The sequence below is a fragment of the Pseudoalteromonas sp. QJM3NY_12 genome (genome assembly GCF_056173165.1).
The window spans coordinates 942832-961884 of sequence record NZ_CM149661.1; the positions used below are offsets into that span (position 1 = coordinate 942832).

Genomic DNA, 19053 nt, shown 5'->3' on the forward strand with positions numbered 1-19053 from the left:
ACTGGCTTGTTAAATTTAAAAGATCTTTAAATTCAGTGGTTTATTGTTCTGTTTTTACAGTGTGATCTTGTCATGCAGAATACCGAAAAGGTCATAAAATCAGCAGATTCAGCAGCAATCATTCTTTAGTCTAATAAAGGTGACGTTAGCCGCTATTTGCTTATTATAAATACAATTAGCCGCAAAGTTGCACAAAAGCTAATAATACTTAGTTTTAGCGGAATAACTATTTTTGGACTCAATATAGGGTTTTAAAAGGTAATAATAGGAGTAAAGTAAAAACATAGCGCAAAGTGACTAAACAAGAAAATACCTTTATGTAACGTATTTATAAAGGCATTTCTGGGTAAGCTTGTTTGTTTTCACCGCCAGTTAAACGTTGTAACAACCGACGCTGGCTTGAGAGTAATTGCCCTGAGCGTTCATTCAGTATTTTGCAGGTTTTAGTTTTTAGCTCAAGCTGATGCAATAGCTTAGTAGTAAGGGTGTTTATATCAACAGGTAGAAGCGCGGTTAATTGTGCTAAACCTTCTTTGCCACCTTGTAAGCCTAAACTCACCAAAAAGCCATCGCGCTGGTTGTGCGATTCATTTAAGCTTTCTAAAAAGCCGAGCATTTTTTTATTATGTGTTTCTAGCTGCACATTACGTTGGCTTAGCAATTCGTATTGCGTTTCAAGTAATTCAATTAACGCGTCTAGCTTAGTAATGTCTTGTTGCAGACTTACAATATACTCTTTTACAGTTTTCATTTTTTATGAAGTTCAACCATAGCGTTAACGGTTTCATCAATATTAATTTTAAATTCACCACTGGCAATTGCCGCTTTCATCATGGCTACTTTATCCATATCAACGTCTGGCTTTGCAGCTAAATCTTGAAATGTTGAGTCTATTGATTTACTTAATGCACTCACTGAGTTTGCTTGCTCTTGTTTAGTCGCTACAGGTTGTTGTTCTGGTTTTGCATCCAGTGAAGAACGCTGGTTTGTTTTTTGGCTTTGATCAACCGCAGTGGTTGTTATTGCACTTATATTCATTGTTTATTACCTAATTCGTTTATCGAATTTATATTGCTTAGTTTATATCAGCGACCAAGTACAAGCATTACTTAACTTTTATTTCGACATTTTTTAAAATGTCGCCTCTGCCACGCCTTGCGCAATTACTCTACCTTGAACTACTTTTTTTGATGATAAATTTTTTACATTAATAACCTCACCAAGCTGGCCATCTTCAAGAGCAATGGCTTTAACATTGGCTGAGAAAGTTGCGGTATTTATTTGCAGTGAAATATGCTCATTTTTATTGATTAAATACTGCTTTTCTAGGTATCGGGTGGAGATTACCGTGCCTTTATCAATCTCGCGTTTAACGGTAAGTCCAACTAGCTGGTCAATACCTGTTTCGCCTTGGTGGCGGTGCTTACCTAAATCCACGCTTTTATATTCTAAGTCTTGCTTATTAAGCACTTTACCTCGGTTTAAAGTGTGTTTGGCAGCTACTAGGTTTATCCACACACTTACTTTAGCACTGGCCCTAAAACGCCAAGCAGGCGATGGGCAAGATACAGAAACACTTACTCTGCCTGCGGGTGGCGTGTGACTTTGTGAGCGAGTGATTTGCAATTCATCACAGCTTAAATTTTCGCTGCCTTTAGGAATAAATAATTCTATATCTTGTCGCTGACTTTGCGAATTAACCGAGCGCAAATAGCTCTTAATTTCACTGTGCAAAAACTGCTGAATTTCTTTATCAAAATTAATGGGGGTGGCCATAGTATGAGCTGGCAGTAGTCCAATAGTTAAAAGTGAGCGGAAAAACCATCGCTTCCATTGGGGAAGTTTAGCTTCCGTGTGCTGGGCTGTTTTTTGCTCTTTTTTTATGTAAGTCATTGAAAAAATATACTTTTAAAAGTTGGCATAAAGGTTGTTATACACAAGGTAGAAAGTGTATGCGAAGCGCGAAAGCATACAAGAAACAAAAATTAGAGGCAACAATGGAACTATTTGATAAAGCGTTAGGTGTTCACCCTTTTTCAATGAAATTAAGGTTAGACAGAGCAGAAGTCATTGCCAGTAACTTGGCTAATGTTGACACGCCTGGGTTTAAATCTCGAGATGTAGATTACCGTCAAATTATGCAAAGTGTCTCATCCAGTTTTTCGCAAAACAGAGATGTTGATTTTGCTGGTGTACAAACGGATGAACTTAAATATCGCGTTCCTTATCAACCATCAAGTGATGGCAACACTGTTGAGTTAAATATTGAGCAAGCAAAATTTGCCAGCAACAGTATGGATTTTCAAACCAGTTTGACCTTTTTAAATATGAAAATAAATGGCTTACATAAAGTTATTTCAGGGAAATCATAATGTCTTTTAATTCAATTTATGACGCTAGCGGCAGCGCCATGCGCGCTCAAGTTATTCGCCTCGACACCATTGCATCTAACCTAGCCAATGCCGATACCGCAGCCGGTTCAGAAGCCGACGCTTACAAGGCACTTAAACCAGTATTTTCTGCTTTGTACAAACAAACACAAGACAGCCAATCAATTTCAGCCTCGGTTGATGTATTAGGGATCACTGAGTCAAACCGTGCGGTAGAGCAGCGCTACGAGCCAAATAACCCAATTGCTAACAACGATGGTTATGTATTTTACTCCAACGTGAATGCACTTGAAGAAATGGCAGATATGATGTCTGCAAGTCGCAGCTACCAAACATCTGTTGAAGTTATGGGGCGTGTAAATAGCATGCAGCAAAGCATTCTTAAGTTAGGACAATAATATTATGCAGGTTAATTCAGCCGTTCCAAGCGCAGCCGACGGGGCAAAAAGCACCACTAATATTGCCGGTAATAGCTCAGCAGATGAAATGTCGACCATGTTTTTAGAGTTACTTGTTGCGCAAATTAGTAATCAAAATCCATTACAACCTATGGACGGCACTCAGTATGTGAGCCAGCTTGCGGAGTTTTCTAATGTTGAGTCGTTACAAAGCATTCGCCAAAACACCGCCGACGGCTTGGATTATGTGAGCAGCTTAGCGGTGCTTGAAGCCACTAATATGGTTGGCCAAACGGTTGATGTACAAGCAAGCAGTATTGCCCTTGAACAAGATGGCAGTATCTCTGGCATGGTTAATTTAGGGGAAGCCGCAGACTCTGTCACTGTGCAACTTTATAACCAAGAAGGTGAGCTAGTTGAAGAAAAACAACTGCCTTATTCTGGAGTCGGTTCGCTGCGTTTTGAATTTGAAAACCAAGAAGCCGGTGCGTATGCAGTGAGAGCGTATGCCACTACAGCAGAGGTACCAAAGCAGCTTGATACTTGGCTAAGCGGTGAGGTTGAGCGTGTTTCTGTAGGTAAATCGTTAGAAGATATTTTATTACAAGTCGATGGTTTGGGTAATTTTGGTATCACTGAAATTAATCAAGTGGCATAAATAAGAGGAATAAATAATATGTCTATGTTCAATATAGGATTAAGTGGTCTTAAAAGTACCCAAACAGGATTAGAAGTAACCAGTAATAATATTGCTAACTCGGGTACTGCTGGTTATAAAAATAACACCGCAGAATTTGCCGCAGTGTATAACGGCAGTCAACGCGGCGGCGTTAAAGTTGCCAATGTTAAAGAAGATTTTGTCACCGGTGGTGAAATTGTGCGCACCGGTAATGCGCTGGATATTGCTATTGATGGCCAAGGTTTTTTTGCCATATCAGAAAACGGCCGAACAGCTTACACCCAAGCAGGCCAGTTTCAGTTAGATAACGACTTAAATATTGTTAATGCCAACGGCGGCAAACTGCAAGGTTTTGGCGTGTCTCAGGTTGATGGTGGTGATCCGACAATTGTACCAGGTGTATTAACCGATTTAAAAATTGAAGCCTCAAACATAGAAGCACAAGCCAGTACCAATATTAACTTTAACGGTAACTTAAGTTCTTCTAGCGACGTGATTGCTTATCCAACAGCTCCTGCGGTATTTGATCCTAAAGATGGTAGTCAATATAACTTTTCTCAATCTACCGAAGTATTCGACTCCTTAGGTAACAGCCATGTAATGACCCAGTATTTTAACCATACGGGTAGCAACGAATGGCAAGCGATGTTTTTCTTAGATGGTAAACCCCTTACTCAAGCTCAGCTTTCAGCGCTTGGTTCGACGACAGGTACTCAAGCTATTGATGATGGTGCGGGTGGTTCAATTAACGCCGGTACCATTACACTTAACTTTGATACCGATGGCCAAATGGTGCCGTTTTCAGGCGACTTAACGGCGGTTGATTTAGAGGTGCCTATTACTTCAACGCCAGGTAATGCAGAAATAACCAGTGGCGCAGCAGCATTAAATATCGCGCTTAAATTCGATGGTACAACGCAGTTTGGTTCAAGTTTCAGTGTTAACGAAAACGATGCCAACGGCTATACCTCAGGGGCGTTTTCTGGTGTAAAAGTTGAAGACGACGGCCGTGTATTTGCAACATTTACTAACGGTGAATCTAAATTACAAGGTCAGGTTGTACTTGCCTCGTTTGCGAATGTTGATGGTTTAGAGCAAGGCAGTAATACCGTGTGGTATCAAACTGAAGAGTCAGGCTCTGCACTTTATGGCGAGCCAGAAAGTGGCTCACTGGGTAAATTACTGTCGGGTTCATTTATGGGCTCAAATGTTGATATTAGTGAACAGCTGGTTGGCTTAATGTCATTTCAACAAAATTACCAAGCAAATGCTAAAACCATCAGCAGTGCTGATGAAATGATGCAAATTTTATTTAGTAACACCTAAGGAAGCTGAGCGTGGAAAAGTTAATTTATACCGCCGTTTCGGGTGCTGAACTTAATAATACCGCCTTACGCGTTGCTGCAAATAACTTAGCAAATGTTAGCACCGTAGGCTTTAAGGCCGACTTAGAGCAAGCGCAATCTATGATGGTACAAGGCGAGGGCTTTCGTACTCGTTACCACGCGCAACTAACACCAGTAACTACTGACTTATCTTCAGGGCCAATCATGGATACTGGCCGTAATCTTGATTTAGCACTAAGCAATGGCGGTTATTTAGAGGTGATGGATGACAATGGCGAACCGGCTTATACCCGTGCGGGTAATTTAGTGGTTGATGCCGACGGCTTTGTTACTGTTAATGGTCGCCGCGTGCAAGGTGACGGTGGCGATATTCAACTCCCTGAATTTGGTGATATTGAAATTGGCTCAAACGGCATGATCAACCTAACCCCCATTGGCGGCGGTGTAATTGCAGAAGATGCGCAAATTAAATTAGCCAGCACCGATGCAAATTTAATTAAAGGTGCTGATGGCTTACTCAGAGCTAACGATTTACAGCCGCTTGAGGTAGACGAAACAATCACAGTAAGAACGGGTGCTTTAGAGGGTTCTAATGTGAATGCCGTGGCTGAAATGATCAAAACCATGAATATTAGTCGCCAATTTGAAATGAACGTAAAAATGATGAAGTCTGCTGACGAATTAGCGACCAGCGGTAATAAGCTCATCAGTGGACGTGGGTAAATAGGAAGCCAAACATGAATTCAGCATTATGGGTGAGTAAAACCGGTCTTGCAGCGCAAGATTTAAGAATGACAACAATATCGAATAACCTAGCGAACGTAAGCACTGCCGGTTTTAAAAAAGACAGAGCGGTATTTGAAGACTTATTTTACCAAGTACAAAAACAGCCTGGCGCGCAAGTAGATGAGCTTAATCAGCTGCCATCTGGGATTCAGGTCGGAACTGGTGTTCGTATTAACGGTACGCAAAAGCAATTTACCGAGGGTAGCTTTGAAACAACCAGCAATCAGTTAGATGTGGCCATTGCAGGGCAAGGCTTTTTTCAAATTGAAAGCCCTGACGGCGAGTTATTATTTACCCGTAACGGTCAGTTTCAGCTTAACTCCGAGTCATTACTGGTAAACAGCAACGGCTTACCATTGGCACAAAATATTGCGCTACCAGAGGGCACCACTAAAGTGAGTATTGGCACCGACGGCACCGTTACTGCGGTAGTGGGTAAAGATGCGCAAGCGGTTGAGTTAGGTCAAATGTTAACAGTTAATTTTGCAAATCCTGCAGGCTTACAAAGCTTAGGTGGTAACTTGTACCGCGAAACAGCGGCATCGGGTGAACCTGTCGAAGGCATCCCCGGTGAAGATGCTTTTGGTGGCTTGCAACAATTTACTATTGAAGGCTCAAACGTGAGCGTTGTTGATGAAATGGTAAGCATGATTGCCGTACAGCGCGCTTACGAGATGAACGCTAAAGTGGTCTCTGCGGCAGATGAAATGCTGCGCTTTATAAACCAAAACGTATGATTATGATGAATAAGTTAACATTATTTTTGCTGCTTTTGGGTGTTGCTGGTTGTAGCAATACCCCGTCAAAAACCCAAATGGTGGAATGCGAAGTGGTGTATGGGGAAGTTAAATGTCCACAAAACACCACTCAAAAATCAGTTCAAGACTATGAAATAAGCCAAGATGCCTATGCACAGGGTTTGAATCAGCAAGATGGTAGCTTATTTCAAGATAACTATATGTTTTCTTTGTATGCAGATAAACGTGCTTACCGAGTTGGCGATATTTTAACTGTGGTGCTTAACGAGCGCATGCAATCAAGTAAAAGCGCCGATTCGAGTTTAGATAAAAGCACCGACTTTGATGTTGCTGTGCCGGTTGCTGGTGCACTCAACGTAGCTGATTTTAATTTGGGTATAGGCTCGAGTGCCAAGTTTGACGGGGAAAGCAGCGCCAGCCAACAAAACTTCCTGAGTGGCGCTATTACTGTGCGGGTTAATCATGTTTTATCTAATGGATCGCTGGTTATAAAAGGGCGTAAGCAAATTAAGCTCAACCAAGGTGACGAATACATTGAAATTGAAGGGCTAGTTCGCCCTGGCGATATTGATGTAAGTAACCGTGTTTCGTCGCTTCGTATTGCTGAAGCGCAAATAAGCTATACCGGCAAAGGCACATTGGCTGATGCGAATCGTCCAGGTTGGTTTACCACTTTATTTACCCGATTCTTAAACCCGTTCTAAGGGATTACTGAGGTTTTAATGAAATATTTACTATTAATGCTAGTGTGCTTTTTTAGCCTGTTAGCGCCTGCAACTGTGACCGCCAAAGCACGTCCATTATTAGATATTGTTGATGTGCTAGGTGTGCGAGAAAACCAACTGGTGGGTTACGGTTTAGTAGTGGGTTTGCCGGGGTCGGGTGATAAAGCCCAAGTGAAATTTGCCGGCCAATCGCTAAGTAATATGCTAAAGCAATTTGGTGTCTCTGTAGATGAAGAGCGATTACCAAAATCAAAAAATATAGCGGCTGTTGCTGTCCATGCTACGTTGCCGCCCATGGGAAGCCCAGGTCAAGCCATTGATGTAACTGTGAACTCATTAGGCGATGCAAAAAGCTTACATGGTGGCAGCTTAATGTTGACCCCTTTAAAAGGGGTTGATGGCAAAGTGTATGCGCTAGCACAAGGTAATTTAGTGGTGGGCGGCATTAATGCTAGCGGTAAAAGTGGCTCCTCGGTGACTGTTAATGTGCCTACTTCGGGGCTTATTCCTAATGGCGCTATTATTGAACGCAGTGTTACGGCTATATATGAAAGTCAAAGCGATGTGATTCTTAATTTAAAAGATCCAAATTATCAAACTGCCCGCAATGTTGTGCGTGCTATTAATAAAGTATTTGGGCCTGATGTAGCTATTGCTGAAAACTGGGCGCGTTTAGTGGTTAGTGCGCCAATTGATGCCAATAGTCGCAACACGTTTATGTCGATGCTACAAGATATTACGGTAGAGCAAGGCTCTGAGCGTCCTAAAATTGTATTTAATAGTCGCACCGGTACTGTCGTAATGAACAATACAGTGCGAGTTAATCAGGCTGCGGTTAACCATGGCAATTTAACCATTACCATAAGTGAACAAGAGCAAGTGTCGCAACCAGGGCCGTTTTCAAATGGTCAAACTACGACCACGCAATCAAGTGATATCACGGTAGATCAACAACAAAAAAATATGCTGTTGTGGCCTGAAGGCACCTCATTAGATGAAATTGTAAAAGCGGTAAATGCACTTGGCGCAACGCCAGCCGAGCTTATGTCGATATTAATTGCACTTGATAATGCTGGGGCTCTAGAAGCCGAGCTATTAGTTATTTAAAGGAAATAGCCATGAAAATAGAGTCATCAACCCAATTATCTCAATCATTAGCGATTGACCCGACCCATCTTGAAAACATTACTGGCAACAGTGAGGCCGGCGTTAAACAGGCAGCAGAGCAGTTTGAAGCTATTTTTTTACAGCTGGTATTAAAAAGTATGGATAGCACCACCAAAACTATGGCCGGTGACAATGGTTTTTTTAATAGTAACGAGCAAGCGCAATTTAGAGATATGCATAATGCTCAAACCGCGCAGCATTTAGCGTCAACTCATCAACTGGGTCTAGCCGAAGCGATTGTTAAGCAGTTTGATGAGAAAATTGCCCCCATAGAAAATACATTTAAGAATAGCCAAAGCTTGGTCGCTAATGATCAACATAAAGGTGCTGAAAGCGTTGAGCCAACCCAAAGCTATGATATTTATGCGGGGTCGGCATTTGTTCAGCCATTGAATGCTAATACGATTAGGTAGTTAATTATGTCTATGTTAAATAACGCGTTAAGCGGTCTCAATGCGGCTAATATTGCGCTGACTGTGTCAGGGCAAAATGTGGCGAATGCAGCCGTTGAAGGTTACTCGCGTCAGCAAGCTCAATTTAAAACCTCTAATGTATATTTAGGTGGGGTTGAGGTGGCATCGGTTGATCGGGTTGTTGACGCCTTTTTAAATGACGATATTTGGCGTACTAATTCCGATACCAATTTTTATGAAAACAAACAGTCATACCTAGGCTTTATTGAGCAAATAATTGGTACCGACTCGTTAAACTTAAATAACTCCCTTGCAAGCCTAACCAATGCATTAAATGCAGCGACGACCAAGCCAGACTCACAGGCTTTTAGACAGCAGTTTTTGTCCTCAGTTGAAGGGCTTATGCAAGATTTTGCGCAGATTAATGGCGCACTGGCTGGCCAAGAAACTAAACTCAATGCGCAAATGAGCAATGTGGCACTAAGTGTGTCATCGATTACGAAACAGATAGCCGAAATCAACAGCAGTATTGGGGTAGCAACAGCGAATAATCAATCAACCGCAGAGCAAAAAGACAATCGCGAGCGCTTAGTAAACCAGTTATCAGGGCATATTGGTGTATCTATTGTTGAACGAGATAATGGCTTTATTGATATTAGTACCTCAAGTGGTGCCCCGTTAGTAGTAGGCAGTAAAGCTGCATCAATCTCGGTCAGTGGCACAACAGTTACAAGTGAATTTATTGGCCAGAAATTTACTCTTGATAAAAACGTTGGTGGTCAATTTGGTGGCTTAATAAGCGTTGATAATGATGTAATAAAACCAACTCTTGCAACCTTAAATAGCTTAGTTTCCGACCTTGCTGATGATATTAACGGTGCATTACAAAGTGGTTTTGATTTAAATAACGACCCTGGTGAAGCATTGTTTACTTACAACCCACTAAACCCATTAGGGACGATCGAGATAAACCCTGTTATCACTTCCGATAAGCTTGGTTTTAAAGACAGTAGTACTTCCGGGCCTGGTGATAACTCAAACATTGCTAATATCGTTACCTCAATGGCAGGAAAAGGCGATAAATTTACGTTATTAGTGGGTGAACTGGCAATTACTAGTAAGCAAAATTTAAGTAGTATCTCTACCGCTACGAGTTTAAGTGAAAATGCCATCGCAGCGCGTGATAGCTTTAGTGGTGTAAACCTTGATGAAGAGGCGGCAAGCTTAATGCATTTTCAGCAAATGTATAGTGCCAATGCCAAAGTGATCAGCACCGCCGATCAAATGTTTAAATCTTTACTGCAAATGTTTTAGGGGGCAATGTTATGCGAGTAAGTAGTCATCAGCTTCATTTAAATTCAATAAAAAACATCCAAATTAATACTGAAAATTTTAACGAAAAGTCGACTCAATTAGCAACCAATAAGCGTATTCTTAAGCCGTCTGACGATCCACTTGGCACTGTGATGATTATGAATTTAGGTTCAGAAATTAAATCGCTAGAGCAATACAAAACCAATATGGACGCAGTTAACTTTTCACTAGGTCAACAAGAAGTACAATTGACTGGTATTGTTAACCAAATATATTCCTTACAGAGTTTACTTACTACCGCAGCTGATGATTCGATGGGTGAGGCAGAAATTAAAGCGCTTGGCCAAGAAATGAGTGTGGCTTTTCCAGCGATTGTTGATTTACTTAATGCAACAGATAGCGACGGAAAGTATTATTTTTCAGGCAGTAAAACCGATGAACAACCATTTCAAATCGATGCCACGGGTAATTACGTTTATACCGGTGACGATATTGTCAGAGAAGTTGCTGTATCTGATGACTCAAGTGTAAAAAATAATATTGTGGGTGATGATTTAGACCCAGGTGCCGGCTTTTTAAATGCCATGCAAGACTATCTTGTTGATGTAAATAATCCACCGGCAGGTGGCGTTGGCAATCAATCACGGGTGATGATAGATAAATTAGCAGACTTTTTAGGTACTATTAGTAGCCAAGTGACTACAATTGGTTCTACTATGGCGTCGCTTGATTCTATTACTACCAGTAATCAAGATATCACTACGTTTACGGTGAATTTACAGGATGATTTAAGTGCTGTAGATTACCCTGAAGCGTTTATCTCGATGAAAGAGTCAATGGCGGCGTATGAGTCATCGATGCAGGTTTACTCAACAGTAAGCAAACTTTCATTGTTTTCATACATTTAAAAATTATAATATTTTCAGGAACTAACTATGCTGGTTAAAAGTAGCGAAAAGGCACAAGCAATTGACTTGGTTAATACCAATAAATCGGATGCACTCGTTACATCAACAAAAGATTCTGCTAACAATTTGTGGAAAAACAAAATTGTTGCCAGAGAGGAGCAAGTTAAAGTACTGACTGATTGGGCACAGCGTGGGGCGCTTAGTCAAGCCTTGGCTAGAGCCGAGCAAAGTGAAAGCACAATACGAAATTTGTATATGGGACTTGAAAAGTTAGCACAACAATTAAACACTCAGGCAGCTAACTCTCAGCCACAACCTATGCAACAACAAAAGATTAAAGTTCAAATAGCGTCATTACAAAATGTCGCAAGTAAAAAAGGCTCAGGGCTTGATTCTCAACTAAAAATAACCGACCCAAATCGTGCTATTAGCAAACAGCTTAATGCCAATATAGACCTGCTTAGCGCGCGTCCACATGAAGAAAATATCCAGTTAGTAATGGGGCGTTCGGGTAAATCATTAAGTTTAAAACTACCTGCCTATCAAGACGAAAAAACCAATTTAACTGCTATTCAAAATGCGTTTGCACCACATCATATAAACGTTGAGCTCAACCGTGAAAACCGCCTGCTTTTTAGTGCGCAAAAAGATAATGCGGCTCCACTTTTAGAACCTTGGGTGATGAGTGGTCAAGGTGTACGTGTTGCGGCGGGTAACCCGATTTCGTTGCAGCTTAATGATTTAGATAATCCACTGAATGAACTTGCTAAAGTAGCAGACAAAAATGCCAGTATTGCACAGCACCGCGAACAAATTCAAAGTGCACAGCGCCATTTAAAGGCCAACTTAATAAAAATTCAGGCACAAAAGCAACAGTTGCAAAGCCAGCTAGATCAACTCGATGCTGCTCGTACCTTAGCCAATACAGATGAATTGCTTGCTGTAAGTTTAGGGGTTAAACAGCACATGCAAAGCCCAGGGGTAAATAGTGTGGCTGCAATTATGTCACAAGCAAACATAACTCGTAACATGGTGCAATACTCACTAAATTAACGGTCAGTTAATTTAAATTTAACGTCATCTTTTTCATTATCGCCTGTAATTTAAGGGCTAACTTTAATAATTAGAAAAATGTTTATCTTTTCTCATAATTGGTCGCTCTTAGTTATTAGAAAGTGATTTAGCTCCACTAATTACTTTAACTACAACTTCAAAGAGGAAACTAAACATGGCTCTATCAATTCAATCGAATATGGCTTCAATGTCAATTCAAAACCAGCTTGGTCGCAGCAACAACGATTTATCAACAGCGCTTGAGCGTTTAGGTTCTGGTTTTAAAATTAACTCTGCAAAAGATGACGCAGCGGGTCTGCAAATCGCATCACGCTTAAACGCACAAGTACGCGGCCAAGAAGCAGCACTTTATAATTCAAACAATGCCATGTCGATGATGCAAACAGCGGAAGGCGCGTTTGATGAAATGACTAACATTGCTTACCGCATGAAAGAGCTAGCAACACAGGCTGCCAATGGTACAAATGGTGATGATGAATATACAGCGATAAGTTCTGAGTATGTTGCTTTGACTGCTGAATTAAATAGTATTATGGATAATACGTCATTTGGTGGAACAGCATTATTTAATGCAGACGCAGCATTGGCAGCAGATAAAGGTAAATTTGCTACAGCAGTTACGTTTCAAGTAGGTTCAAGTACAGCAGAAACATTGTCAGTTGATATCGGTGCTACTTTGTATGTTGATGGTACGGCTACAGATAAATCAGTTCAAGGAACTATTAATCAGTTGGCGGCTAGGGCCTCAACAGGAGCTACGCCATCAGGTAATGGTCGTATTGATAACCAAGCAGATGCAAAGGCTCAGCTTGATTTTGTTGATACGTTAGTTGATTCAATTGGCACGGCCCGCTCAGCCCTAGGTGCATCAATGAATCGTCTTGACCATACCATGAATAACGTAACGAACATGAAAGAAAATACTCAAGCGGCAGCGTCTACACTGATGGATGCTGATTTTGCTGCTGAAACATCTAATATGACTAAGCAACAGTTGCTTATGAACTCAGGTATTTCTGTACTTAGTACTGCTAACAGCACAACACAAATGATTGGTTCACTTCTTCGTTAATAGCTTAACGATAGGTTACATAAACCGAGTAATCGATTAAAAAATACCAAAACAGCTGCATCTTTTATGCGGCTGTTTTTGTTTAGACAGAGCTCGGATAAAAATAAAAAAGGTTACTCAGCCTTTTTAAAAGCTGCATCTAGTTTGGTAGCTATGTAATTATTTCGGCTGTATTAATAAATAAAATCAAAATAAAGTTTAGTTTTTTCTTAATGTGGTCGCTCTTAATGATTAGTCACTTCTATTTATACTTTGTGTGTAAATAGGTTTAAAACATAAAGGAAATTAAGCATGGCTTTATCAATTCAATCAAATATGGCTTCAATGTCAATTCAAAACCAGCTTGGTCGTAGCAACAACGATTTATCAACAGCGCTTGAGCGTTTAGGGTCTGGTTTTAAAATTAACTCTGCAAAAGATGACGCAGCGGGTCTACAAATCGCATCACGCTTAAACGCACAAGTACGCGGCCAAGAAGCAGCGCTTTATAATTCAAATAATGCAATGTCTATGCTGCAAACAGCGGAAGGTGCGTTTGATGAAATGACTAACATTGCTTACCGCATGAAAGAGTTAGCGACCCAAGGTGCCAATGGTACAAATGGTGCGGATGAGTACACAGCAATGAAGTCTGAGTTTGTTGCTTTAGAAGCTGAGCTTAAAAGTATTATGGACAACACTAGCTTTGGTGGTACTAAATTACTAGATGCTACTGCAGGTAAATTTGATGTTGGCGCTGTATCGTTCCAAGTAGGTTCATCAACAGCTGAAACACTTTCAGTTGATGTTAGTACAGCAGTACAGGATATTAACACAAGTGTTGCTACTGCAGGCACCATCGGTGACCTAGATGATGCGACGAATTCATCAGCAGCAATTACTGGTATTGATACTTTTATTAAAAATATTGGTACTGCGCGCTCAGCACTAGGTGCATCAATGAACCGCCTTGAACATACTATGAACAACGTAACCAACATGAAAGAAAACACCCAAGCAGCGGCTTCTACACTGATGGATGCTGATTTTGCTGCTGAAACATCTAATATGACTAAGCAACAGTTGCTTATGAACTCAGGTATTTCTGTACTTAGTACTGCTAACAGCACAACACAAATGATTGGTTCACTTCTTCGTTAATAGCTTAACGATAGGTTACATAAACCGAGTAATCGATTAAAAAATACCAAAACAGCTGCATCTTTGATGCGGCTGTTTTTGTTTAGATAGAGCTCGGATAAAAATAAAAAAGGTTACTCAGCCTTTTTTTAAAGCTGCATCTAGTTTGGTAGCTATGTAATTATTTCGGCTGTATTAATAAATAAAATCAAAATAAAGTTTAGTTTTTTTTAGGCATGGTCGCTCTTAATGATTAGTCACTTCTATTTATACTTTGTGTGTAAATAGGTTTAAAACATAAAGGAAATTAAGCATGGCTTTATCAATTCAATCAAATATGGCTTCAATGTCAATTCAAAACCAGCTTGGTCGTAGCAACAACGATTTATCAACAGCGCTTGAGCGTTTAGGGTCTGGTTTTAAAATTAACTCTGCAAAAGATGACGCAGCGGGTCTGCAAATCGCATCACGCTTAAACGCACAAGTACGTGGCCAAGAAGCAGCGCTTTATAACTCAAATAATGCAATGTCGATGATGCAAACAGCGGAAGGCGCGTTTGATGAAATGACTAACATTGCCTACCGCATGAAAGAGCTAGCAACACAAGCTGCCAATGGTACAAATGGTGCGGATGAATTTACAGCTATGAATTCGGAATATGTAGCACTAGGTGATGAGCTTGCGAGTATTATGCAAAACACCAGCTTTGGTGGGACTGCTTTATTCGCAATCGCTGCTACTGCAAATGATGGTACAGCAGCCGATAAACGTGTTACCGCAGAGGTTATTGCCGCTGATACAGGGAAATTTGAAGCCGCAGCAGGCGTAACTTTTCAAGTGGGCTCGTCAACTGCTGAAACGTTAAGTGTCGGTATTGCAACAGAAATTGCAAGTTTACATGCATCTGTTGGTACTGCTGCTGCAGATCAGACGGCTCTAGGTGTACTTGATACTCAGGCAAATGCCCTGTTAGCTATGGCTGAAGTGGATACACTTGTTGAAAATATCGGCACAGCACGTTCAGCACTAGGTGCGTCAATGAATCGTCTTGACCATACTATGAATAACGTAACCAACATGAAAGAAAATACTCAAGCGGCAGCGTCTACACTGATGGATGCTGATTTTGCGGCAGAAACGTCTAACATGACTAAGCAACAGTTACTTATGAACTCAGGTATTTCTGTATTGAGTACTGCTAACAGCACAACACAAATGATTGGTTCACTACTTCGTTAATAGTGATAGATCAATTAAGTATGCATAGCTACATCTAAGATGTAGCTATTATTGTTTATAGTCATAAGTAAAAATGTTTAACCTAGATTTTTTTGCTTATAACTAAAATGCCTGGAGAATAATATGAGTGCTGCATTAGGGATTAATCCTGGTCAACTAGCTAGTCAATATACGCAAATTGAGCGAGCTTCAAAAGATCAGCTTTTAAATACTAAAAATGCTGATTTCACTAACAAAATAAAAGCGTTAGATGGGCTAAAAAGCAGTATAACTAGCTTTCACAGTGATTTAAAAGCGAGTTTAAAATCAGAAACGAGTTTGTTTACTAACAGTACTGCCGTTAGTGATGAAACAACATTGAATGTAGTCGCAAATGGTGATGCTGCTAGCGGAAATTATGATATTTTTGTTGAGCAGCTAGCACAAGCGCATCAAGTTGCACTCAGTTTCGATCCTACAAAAGCATTGAGCACTGATGGCGAATTAAATATTGATTTAGCTGGAGAGTCCTTTTCGGTTGATTTATCTACTTTAGACGCAGATGCTAAACTCAGTGATTTAGCCAATGCCATTAATAGCCATGCAGATAATAGTGGTGTAAAAGCAACATTAATGCGCTCTGGTAGTGAAACATTTTTAGTCATGACGAGTGAAGATTCAGGTGTTGCAAATCAGATATCGTTAAATTATATGCCTGGCTTAGATGCTAATGGTACAGATATAACAAATGCTATAGCTAACCAAACAGAGCTAACTAATGGCCAAGACTCAATTATTAAGCTTGGTGCAAGTTCAGCTTTAACGATTACCTCTACAACGAACACGCTTGAGGATGTTATTGATGGAGTAACATTAACATTGACAAAGGCGCAAAATATTGGGGATACACCGATTCGTGTTGGGGTTGCACAAGATCAGGAAGCAAGTAAGTCTAATATTCAGGGTTTTGTAGATAAGTTTAATAGTTTAGTCAATGGCATTACTTCTAACGATAATTTAAAGCGCGATAGCTTAGCAAGTGGGCTTGCTCGCTCAATGCGAAACGACTTTCAAGGCACCTTTGAGGGAAAGACGCTCTATTCTGTTGGAATTGAGTTTGATCGTAACGGTAGCTTAAAAATTAATAGCGAACGTTTAGAAGCAGCAATGACCAATGATCCTGAAAAATTAACTAGAATGTTAACAGGTGAAGATGGGTTAATGGCTAAATTAGAAGAACGAGTAGAGCCATACACAAAAAGCTATGGCTTAATGAGCGATAAAAAAGATACATTACAATCAAGCTTGGATATTATTGTTAGGCAGCAAAAAAACCATGAAGTGTCTATGGAGCAAGTGTATCAACGTTACTTGTCGCAGTTTACACAAATGCAACAGACTATTGCGCAATTAGAATCTACAATGGGTCAATTTGGGAGCTAAACATAGATGTTAGATTTAAATGATGGCTTTTCAGCCTATAAAAGTACATCAGTAGATGCAAAAGCGGCCAGTGCCGATATTCATAAATTAGTTTTGATGTTATTTGATGGTTTTTCAGATGAGCTTGAAAAAGTCACTGGCCACATAAAACAAAAAAGATACGATAAAAAAGCAGAAAGTATTGAAAAGCTGATGCGTATTTTAGGCGGGCTTGAGGCCTCATTGGATCTTGAAAAGGGCGGTGAGGTAGCGCAAAACATGCAAAACCTTTATCAGCATTGTGGGCAAGCATTATTACAAGCCAGTATGAAGAATGACTTGAGCTATATTGACTCCACCCGTGTAGTGATGACCAACTTGCAAGAAGGGTGGCAAGGCTTAGGCACACAGTAAACGTTTAAAAGCCAGCTACCCATAGCTGGCTTTTTTATTTTAAATTCAGCTGCTTTTTAACCATCCTACTACCTAAGTAACCATCCTACTGCCAATTAACAACAAATCGCTTCCTTCCTAGGGGGAAGTTCCGCTTCCGCTTTTTGCTGCTTTTATTTAATTTAACGTTAAAAAACAAAAGCTTAATATTGGCTTGTTTTTTGCTAAATGAAATGTGAACTTATAATGAATTTAGTATTGCCAATGGAACACTCTCAAAAATACGCAGCGCAAAAAATGGAACAATTACTTAGTGCTATGGAAAATGCTATCCATGAGAGTAATTGGTATCAAGTTAAAGCAGCCGATAAGCAGTTACTTGCACTTTACACACAGTTACAAAGCATGCCTTGGTTTAGTTCAATGGTAGCTGAACAAAATAACTTAAAAGCACGTTATGTTGACTTAATTGACCTTGTGGGCCAAAAGCAAGCGGCCATTAAAGTACAAATGCAGCGCCATCAAGAGGATAAAGAGGGCTTAATGGCTTATAAAAAAGTACAACAAGGACAGTCGTTATGAGTATTCAAACAAGTACAATGGTGTCAAAGGCTGACTTTGGCAGTGTTGCTAATAAGCAAAGCATATTAAAAAGCAGCTCACCAGCAGATGCGCAAGAACAACAGAACGAGCTTGTGCCATTTTCGCTTTCTTCAAAGCAGCAGCAAGCAAAACAGCAAGATTTGCATGTTGAGCAACCTCGCGAGAGCTCAGAACAGCTAGCGCAAGAAGAAGTCACTGAAGAAATGGATGAAATAATAAATCCATATTTTTTTAGCACCGCTAATTATAACCTCGATAACAATAAAAAAAACGCGCCTGTTATGACTATACTTAACCAAAATAATAACCTTGTAGTTGATAGCGACACTGTAGTAGTGGAAACACTACCAGTACAGCTTGTTATTGATAAGCAGTTAAAGAGTAAGACTTTAGAGACTCAGCACGAAGTCAGCATTGTAGCTCAAGAGCCCGCTAAAACTGCGCTCGCACAAAATACGACTGTGCATAGTGATGCTTTAACTGTGCCTGCTGCAGCTATAAACGTAGCGCCAGCGGATACACTCGTTAATAAAGAATTAAACACACTCGATTTAGCCAAAACACCACAAACATTGTATTCACAAGCGCTTTTGAACCGATTAAATCAACCATCAGTAATGTCGAACACTTATGGACAAGCGCAGTCAAGTAGCTTAACCAGTGAGCAAATATCCACACAACCGAGTATTGGGCTCAGTAAACTCGAGCTTGCTGCGCTGTCACAAAATCCGCAATCGAAAATATTTAATGCTGAAAGCCGTGAAGGTAGCAGTCAAAAATCAGCATTAGTGAGTGCTTTCTCATCTGCCGCCACCGCACCAGAAACCTTTGAGTGGCAAAAAGAGAAATTAAAAGAGGCACCCAGTGAATGGGGGCAGCGCTTATTACATGTACTTGGCGATAAGGTAAAATTGCAAATAGGGCAGCAGCTACAGCGGGCGCAAATTAGATTAGACCCTCCTAACCTCGGTAGTATTGAAATATCTATCAATATCGAAGGGGATAAAACTTCAGTCAGTTTAATTACGAGTAATACGCAGGTAAGAGATGCCATCGCGCAAACTTTAGAGCAGTTACGCCAGTCTTTGTCGCAAAATTCAAATACCACAGTTGATGTTAATTTGAGTGATAAACAGCAGCAATCTCATCACCAAAATGACAATGACGACATTGCAAGTAATCACACTGAGATGCCTTCAATGGATGATGACAGCAACACTCGCGCATCTAAGCTGCAATCAGACTCGTTAGATTTATTAGTATAACT

22 protein-coding genes are annotated in these 19053 nt (G+C 40.4%); 19 read left to right on the forward strand and 3 right to left on the reverse strand.

The annotated features are described in order from the left end of the window. Nucleotides 1-328 precede the first annotated feature (328 nt). The 3 genes from flgN to flgA all read right to left on the reverse strand — a co-directional run bounded on the left by flgN (nt 329) and on the right by flgA (nt 1893). Nucleotides 329-751, reverse strand: a complete 423-nt coding sequence (gene flgN, locus AC0VZ5_RS04380) for a flagellar export chaperone FlgN (RefSeq protein WP_475474457.1) — start codon at nt 749-751, stop codon at nt 329-331. Beyond that, nucleotides 748-1038, reverse strand: coding sequence for a flagellar biosynthesis anti-sigma factor FlgM (flgM, locus tag AC0VZ5_RS04385; RefSeq protein WP_010391138.1), 291 nt, complete (start codon nt 1036-1038; stop codon nt 748-750). The genes flgN and flgM overlap by 4 nt, the downstream gene beginning before the upstream one ends. Before the next feature lie 93 nt (nt 1039-1131). Further along, entirely contained in the window at nt 1132-1893 is a 762-nt protein-coding gene (flgA, locus tag AC0VZ5_RS04390; RefSeq protein ID WP_464709610.1) for a flagellar basal body P-ring formation chaperone FlgA, read from the reverse strand. 59 nt (nt 1894-1952) lie between these two features. On the opposite strand from flgA, the gene flgB reads away from it, so the two are divergent. The 19 genes from flgB to AC0VZ5_RS04485 all read left to right on the forward strand — a co-directional run bounded on the left by flgB (nt 1953) and on the right by AC0VZ5_RS04485 (nt 19051). Further along, nucleotides 1953-2372 (forward strand): flagellar basal body rod protein FlgB, encoded by a 420-nt coding sequence (gene flgB / locus AC0VZ5_RS04395; protein WP_010391142.1) that lies wholly within the window; start codon nt 1953-1955, stop codon nt 2370-2372. Then, the gene (gene flgC / locus AC0VZ5_RS04400; RefSeq protein ID WP_010391144.1) at nt 2372-2788 is read left to right on the forward strand and encodes a flagellar basal body rod protein FlgC; all 417 of its coding nucleotides are present in this window, start codon (nt 2372-2374) and stop codon (nt 2786-2788) included. Before flgB ends, flgC begins: the two co-directional genes overlap by 1 nt. Nucleotides 2789-2792: 4 nt before the next feature. Further along, nucleotides 2793-3446: a flagellar hook assembly protein FlgD gene (locus AC0VZ5_RS04405; RefSeq protein ID WP_475474458.1), complete on the forward strand. Its 654-nt coding sequence runs from the start codon at nt 2793-2795 to the stop codon at nt 3444-3446. Between the two features lie 18 nt (nt 3447-3464). Continuing rightward, on the forward strand, nt 3465-4793 hold the full coding sequence (locus AC0VZ5_RS04410) for a flagellar hook protein FlgE (RefSeq protein ID WP_138605577.1): 1329 nt from the start codon (nt 3465-3467) through the stop codon (nt 4791-4793). 11 nt (nt 4794-4804) lie between these two features. Next, nucleotides 4805-5536 (forward strand): flagellar basal body rod protein FlgF, encoded by a 732-nt coding sequence (locus AC0VZ5_RS04415; RefSeq protein WP_475474459.1) that lies wholly within the window; start codon nt 4805-4807, stop codon nt 5534-5536. 14 nt (nt 5537-5550) lie between these two features. Further along, complete coding sequence (gene flgG, locus AC0VZ5_RS04420; protein WP_010391154.1) at nt 5551-6336, forward strand: flagellar basal-body rod protein FlgG; 786 nt, start codon at nt 5551-5553, stop codon at nt 6334-6336. A gap of 2 nt (nt 6337-6338) precedes the next feature. After that, entirely contained in the window at nt 6339-7061 is a 723-nt protein-coding gene (locus tag AC0VZ5_RS04425; RefSeq protein ID WP_232735466.1) for a flagellar basal body L-ring protein FlgH, read from the forward strand. Nucleotides 7062-7079: 18 nt separating this feature from the next. Continuing rightward, a complete protein-coding gene (locus AC0VZ5_RS04430; protein ID WP_138605573.1) occupies nt 7080-8189 on the forward strand; it encodes a flagellar basal body P-ring protein FlgI in 1110 nt (369 codons plus the stop codon). A gap of 11 nt (nt 8190-8200) precedes the next feature. Further along, on the forward strand, nt 8201-8662 hold the full coding sequence (locus AC0VZ5_RS04435; protein ID WP_055011657.1) for a rod-binding protein: 462 nt from the start codon (nt 8201-8203) through the stop codon (nt 8660-8662). A 6-nt stretch (nt 8663-8668) separates the two neighbouring features. Further along, nucleotides 8669-9976, forward strand: coding sequence for a flagellar hook-associated protein FlgK (gene flgK / locus AC0VZ5_RS04440; protein ID WP_464709591.1), 1308 nt, complete (start codon nt 8669-8671; stop codon nt 9974-9976). Between the two features lie 11 nt (nt 9977-9987). Further along, on the forward strand, nt 9988-10884 hold the full coding sequence (flgL, locus tag AC0VZ5_RS04445; RefSeq protein WP_138605567.1) for a flagellar hook-associated protein FlgL: 897 nt from the start codon (nt 9988-9990) through the stop codon (nt 10882-10884). Nucleotides 10885-10911: 27 nt separating this feature from the next. Further along, entirely contained in the window at nt 10912-11937 is a 1026-nt protein-coding gene (locus AC0VZ5_RS04450) for a flagellin (RefSeq protein ID WP_138605565.1), read from the forward strand. A gap of 175 nt (nt 11938-12112) precedes the next feature. Further along, entirely contained in the window at nt 12113-13030 is a 918-nt protein-coding gene (locus tag AC0VZ5_RS04455; protein WP_138605563.1) for a flagellin N-terminal helical domain-containing protein, read from the forward strand. Between the two features lie 291 nt (nt 13031-13321). Next, on the forward strand, nt 13322-14170 hold the full coding sequence (locus AC0VZ5_RS04460) for a flagellin N-terminal helical domain-containing protein (RefSeq protein ID WP_178955418.1): 849 nt from the start codon (nt 13322-13324) through the stop codon (nt 14168-14170). Nucleotides 14171-14462: 292 nt separating this feature from the next. Continuing rightward, the gene (locus AC0VZ5_RS04465; protein WP_178955420.1) at nt 14463-15389 is read left to right on the forward strand and encodes a flagellin N-terminal helical domain-containing protein; all 927 of its coding nucleotides are present in this window, start codon (nt 14463-14465) and stop codon (nt 15387-15389) included. A gap of 123 nt (nt 15390-15512) precedes the next feature. Further along, a complete protein-coding gene (fliD, locus tag AC0VZ5_RS04470) occupies nt 15513-16811 on the forward strand; it encodes a flagellar filament capping protein FliD (RefSeq protein WP_138607560.1) in 1299 nt (432 codons plus the stop codon). A 6-nt stretch (nt 16812-16817) separates the two neighbouring features. Continuing rightward, nucleotides 16818-17204 (forward strand): flagellar export chaperone FliS, encoded by a 387-nt coding sequence (gene fliS, locus AC0VZ5_RS04475; RefSeq protein WP_138607562.1) that lies wholly within the window; start codon nt 16818-16820, stop codon nt 17202-17204. Between the two features lie 225 nt (nt 17205-17429). Then, nucleotides 17430-17765 carry a hypothetical protein gene (locus AC0VZ5_RS04480; protein ID WP_178955424.1) on the forward strand — a complete coding sequence of 112 codons (336 nt, stop codon included), beginning with the start codon at nt 17430-17432 and terminating at the stop codon, nt 17763-17765. Further along, nucleotides 17762-19051: a flagellar hook-length control protein FliK gene (locus tag AC0VZ5_RS04485; RefSeq protein ID WP_290168875.1), complete on the forward strand. Its 1290-nt coding sequence runs from the start codon at nt 17762-17764 to the stop codon at nt 19049-19051. The genes AC0VZ5_RS04480 and AC0VZ5_RS04485 overlap by 4 nt, the downstream gene beginning before the upstream one ends. The last annotated feature ends 2 nt before the right edge of the window (nt 19052-19053 follow it).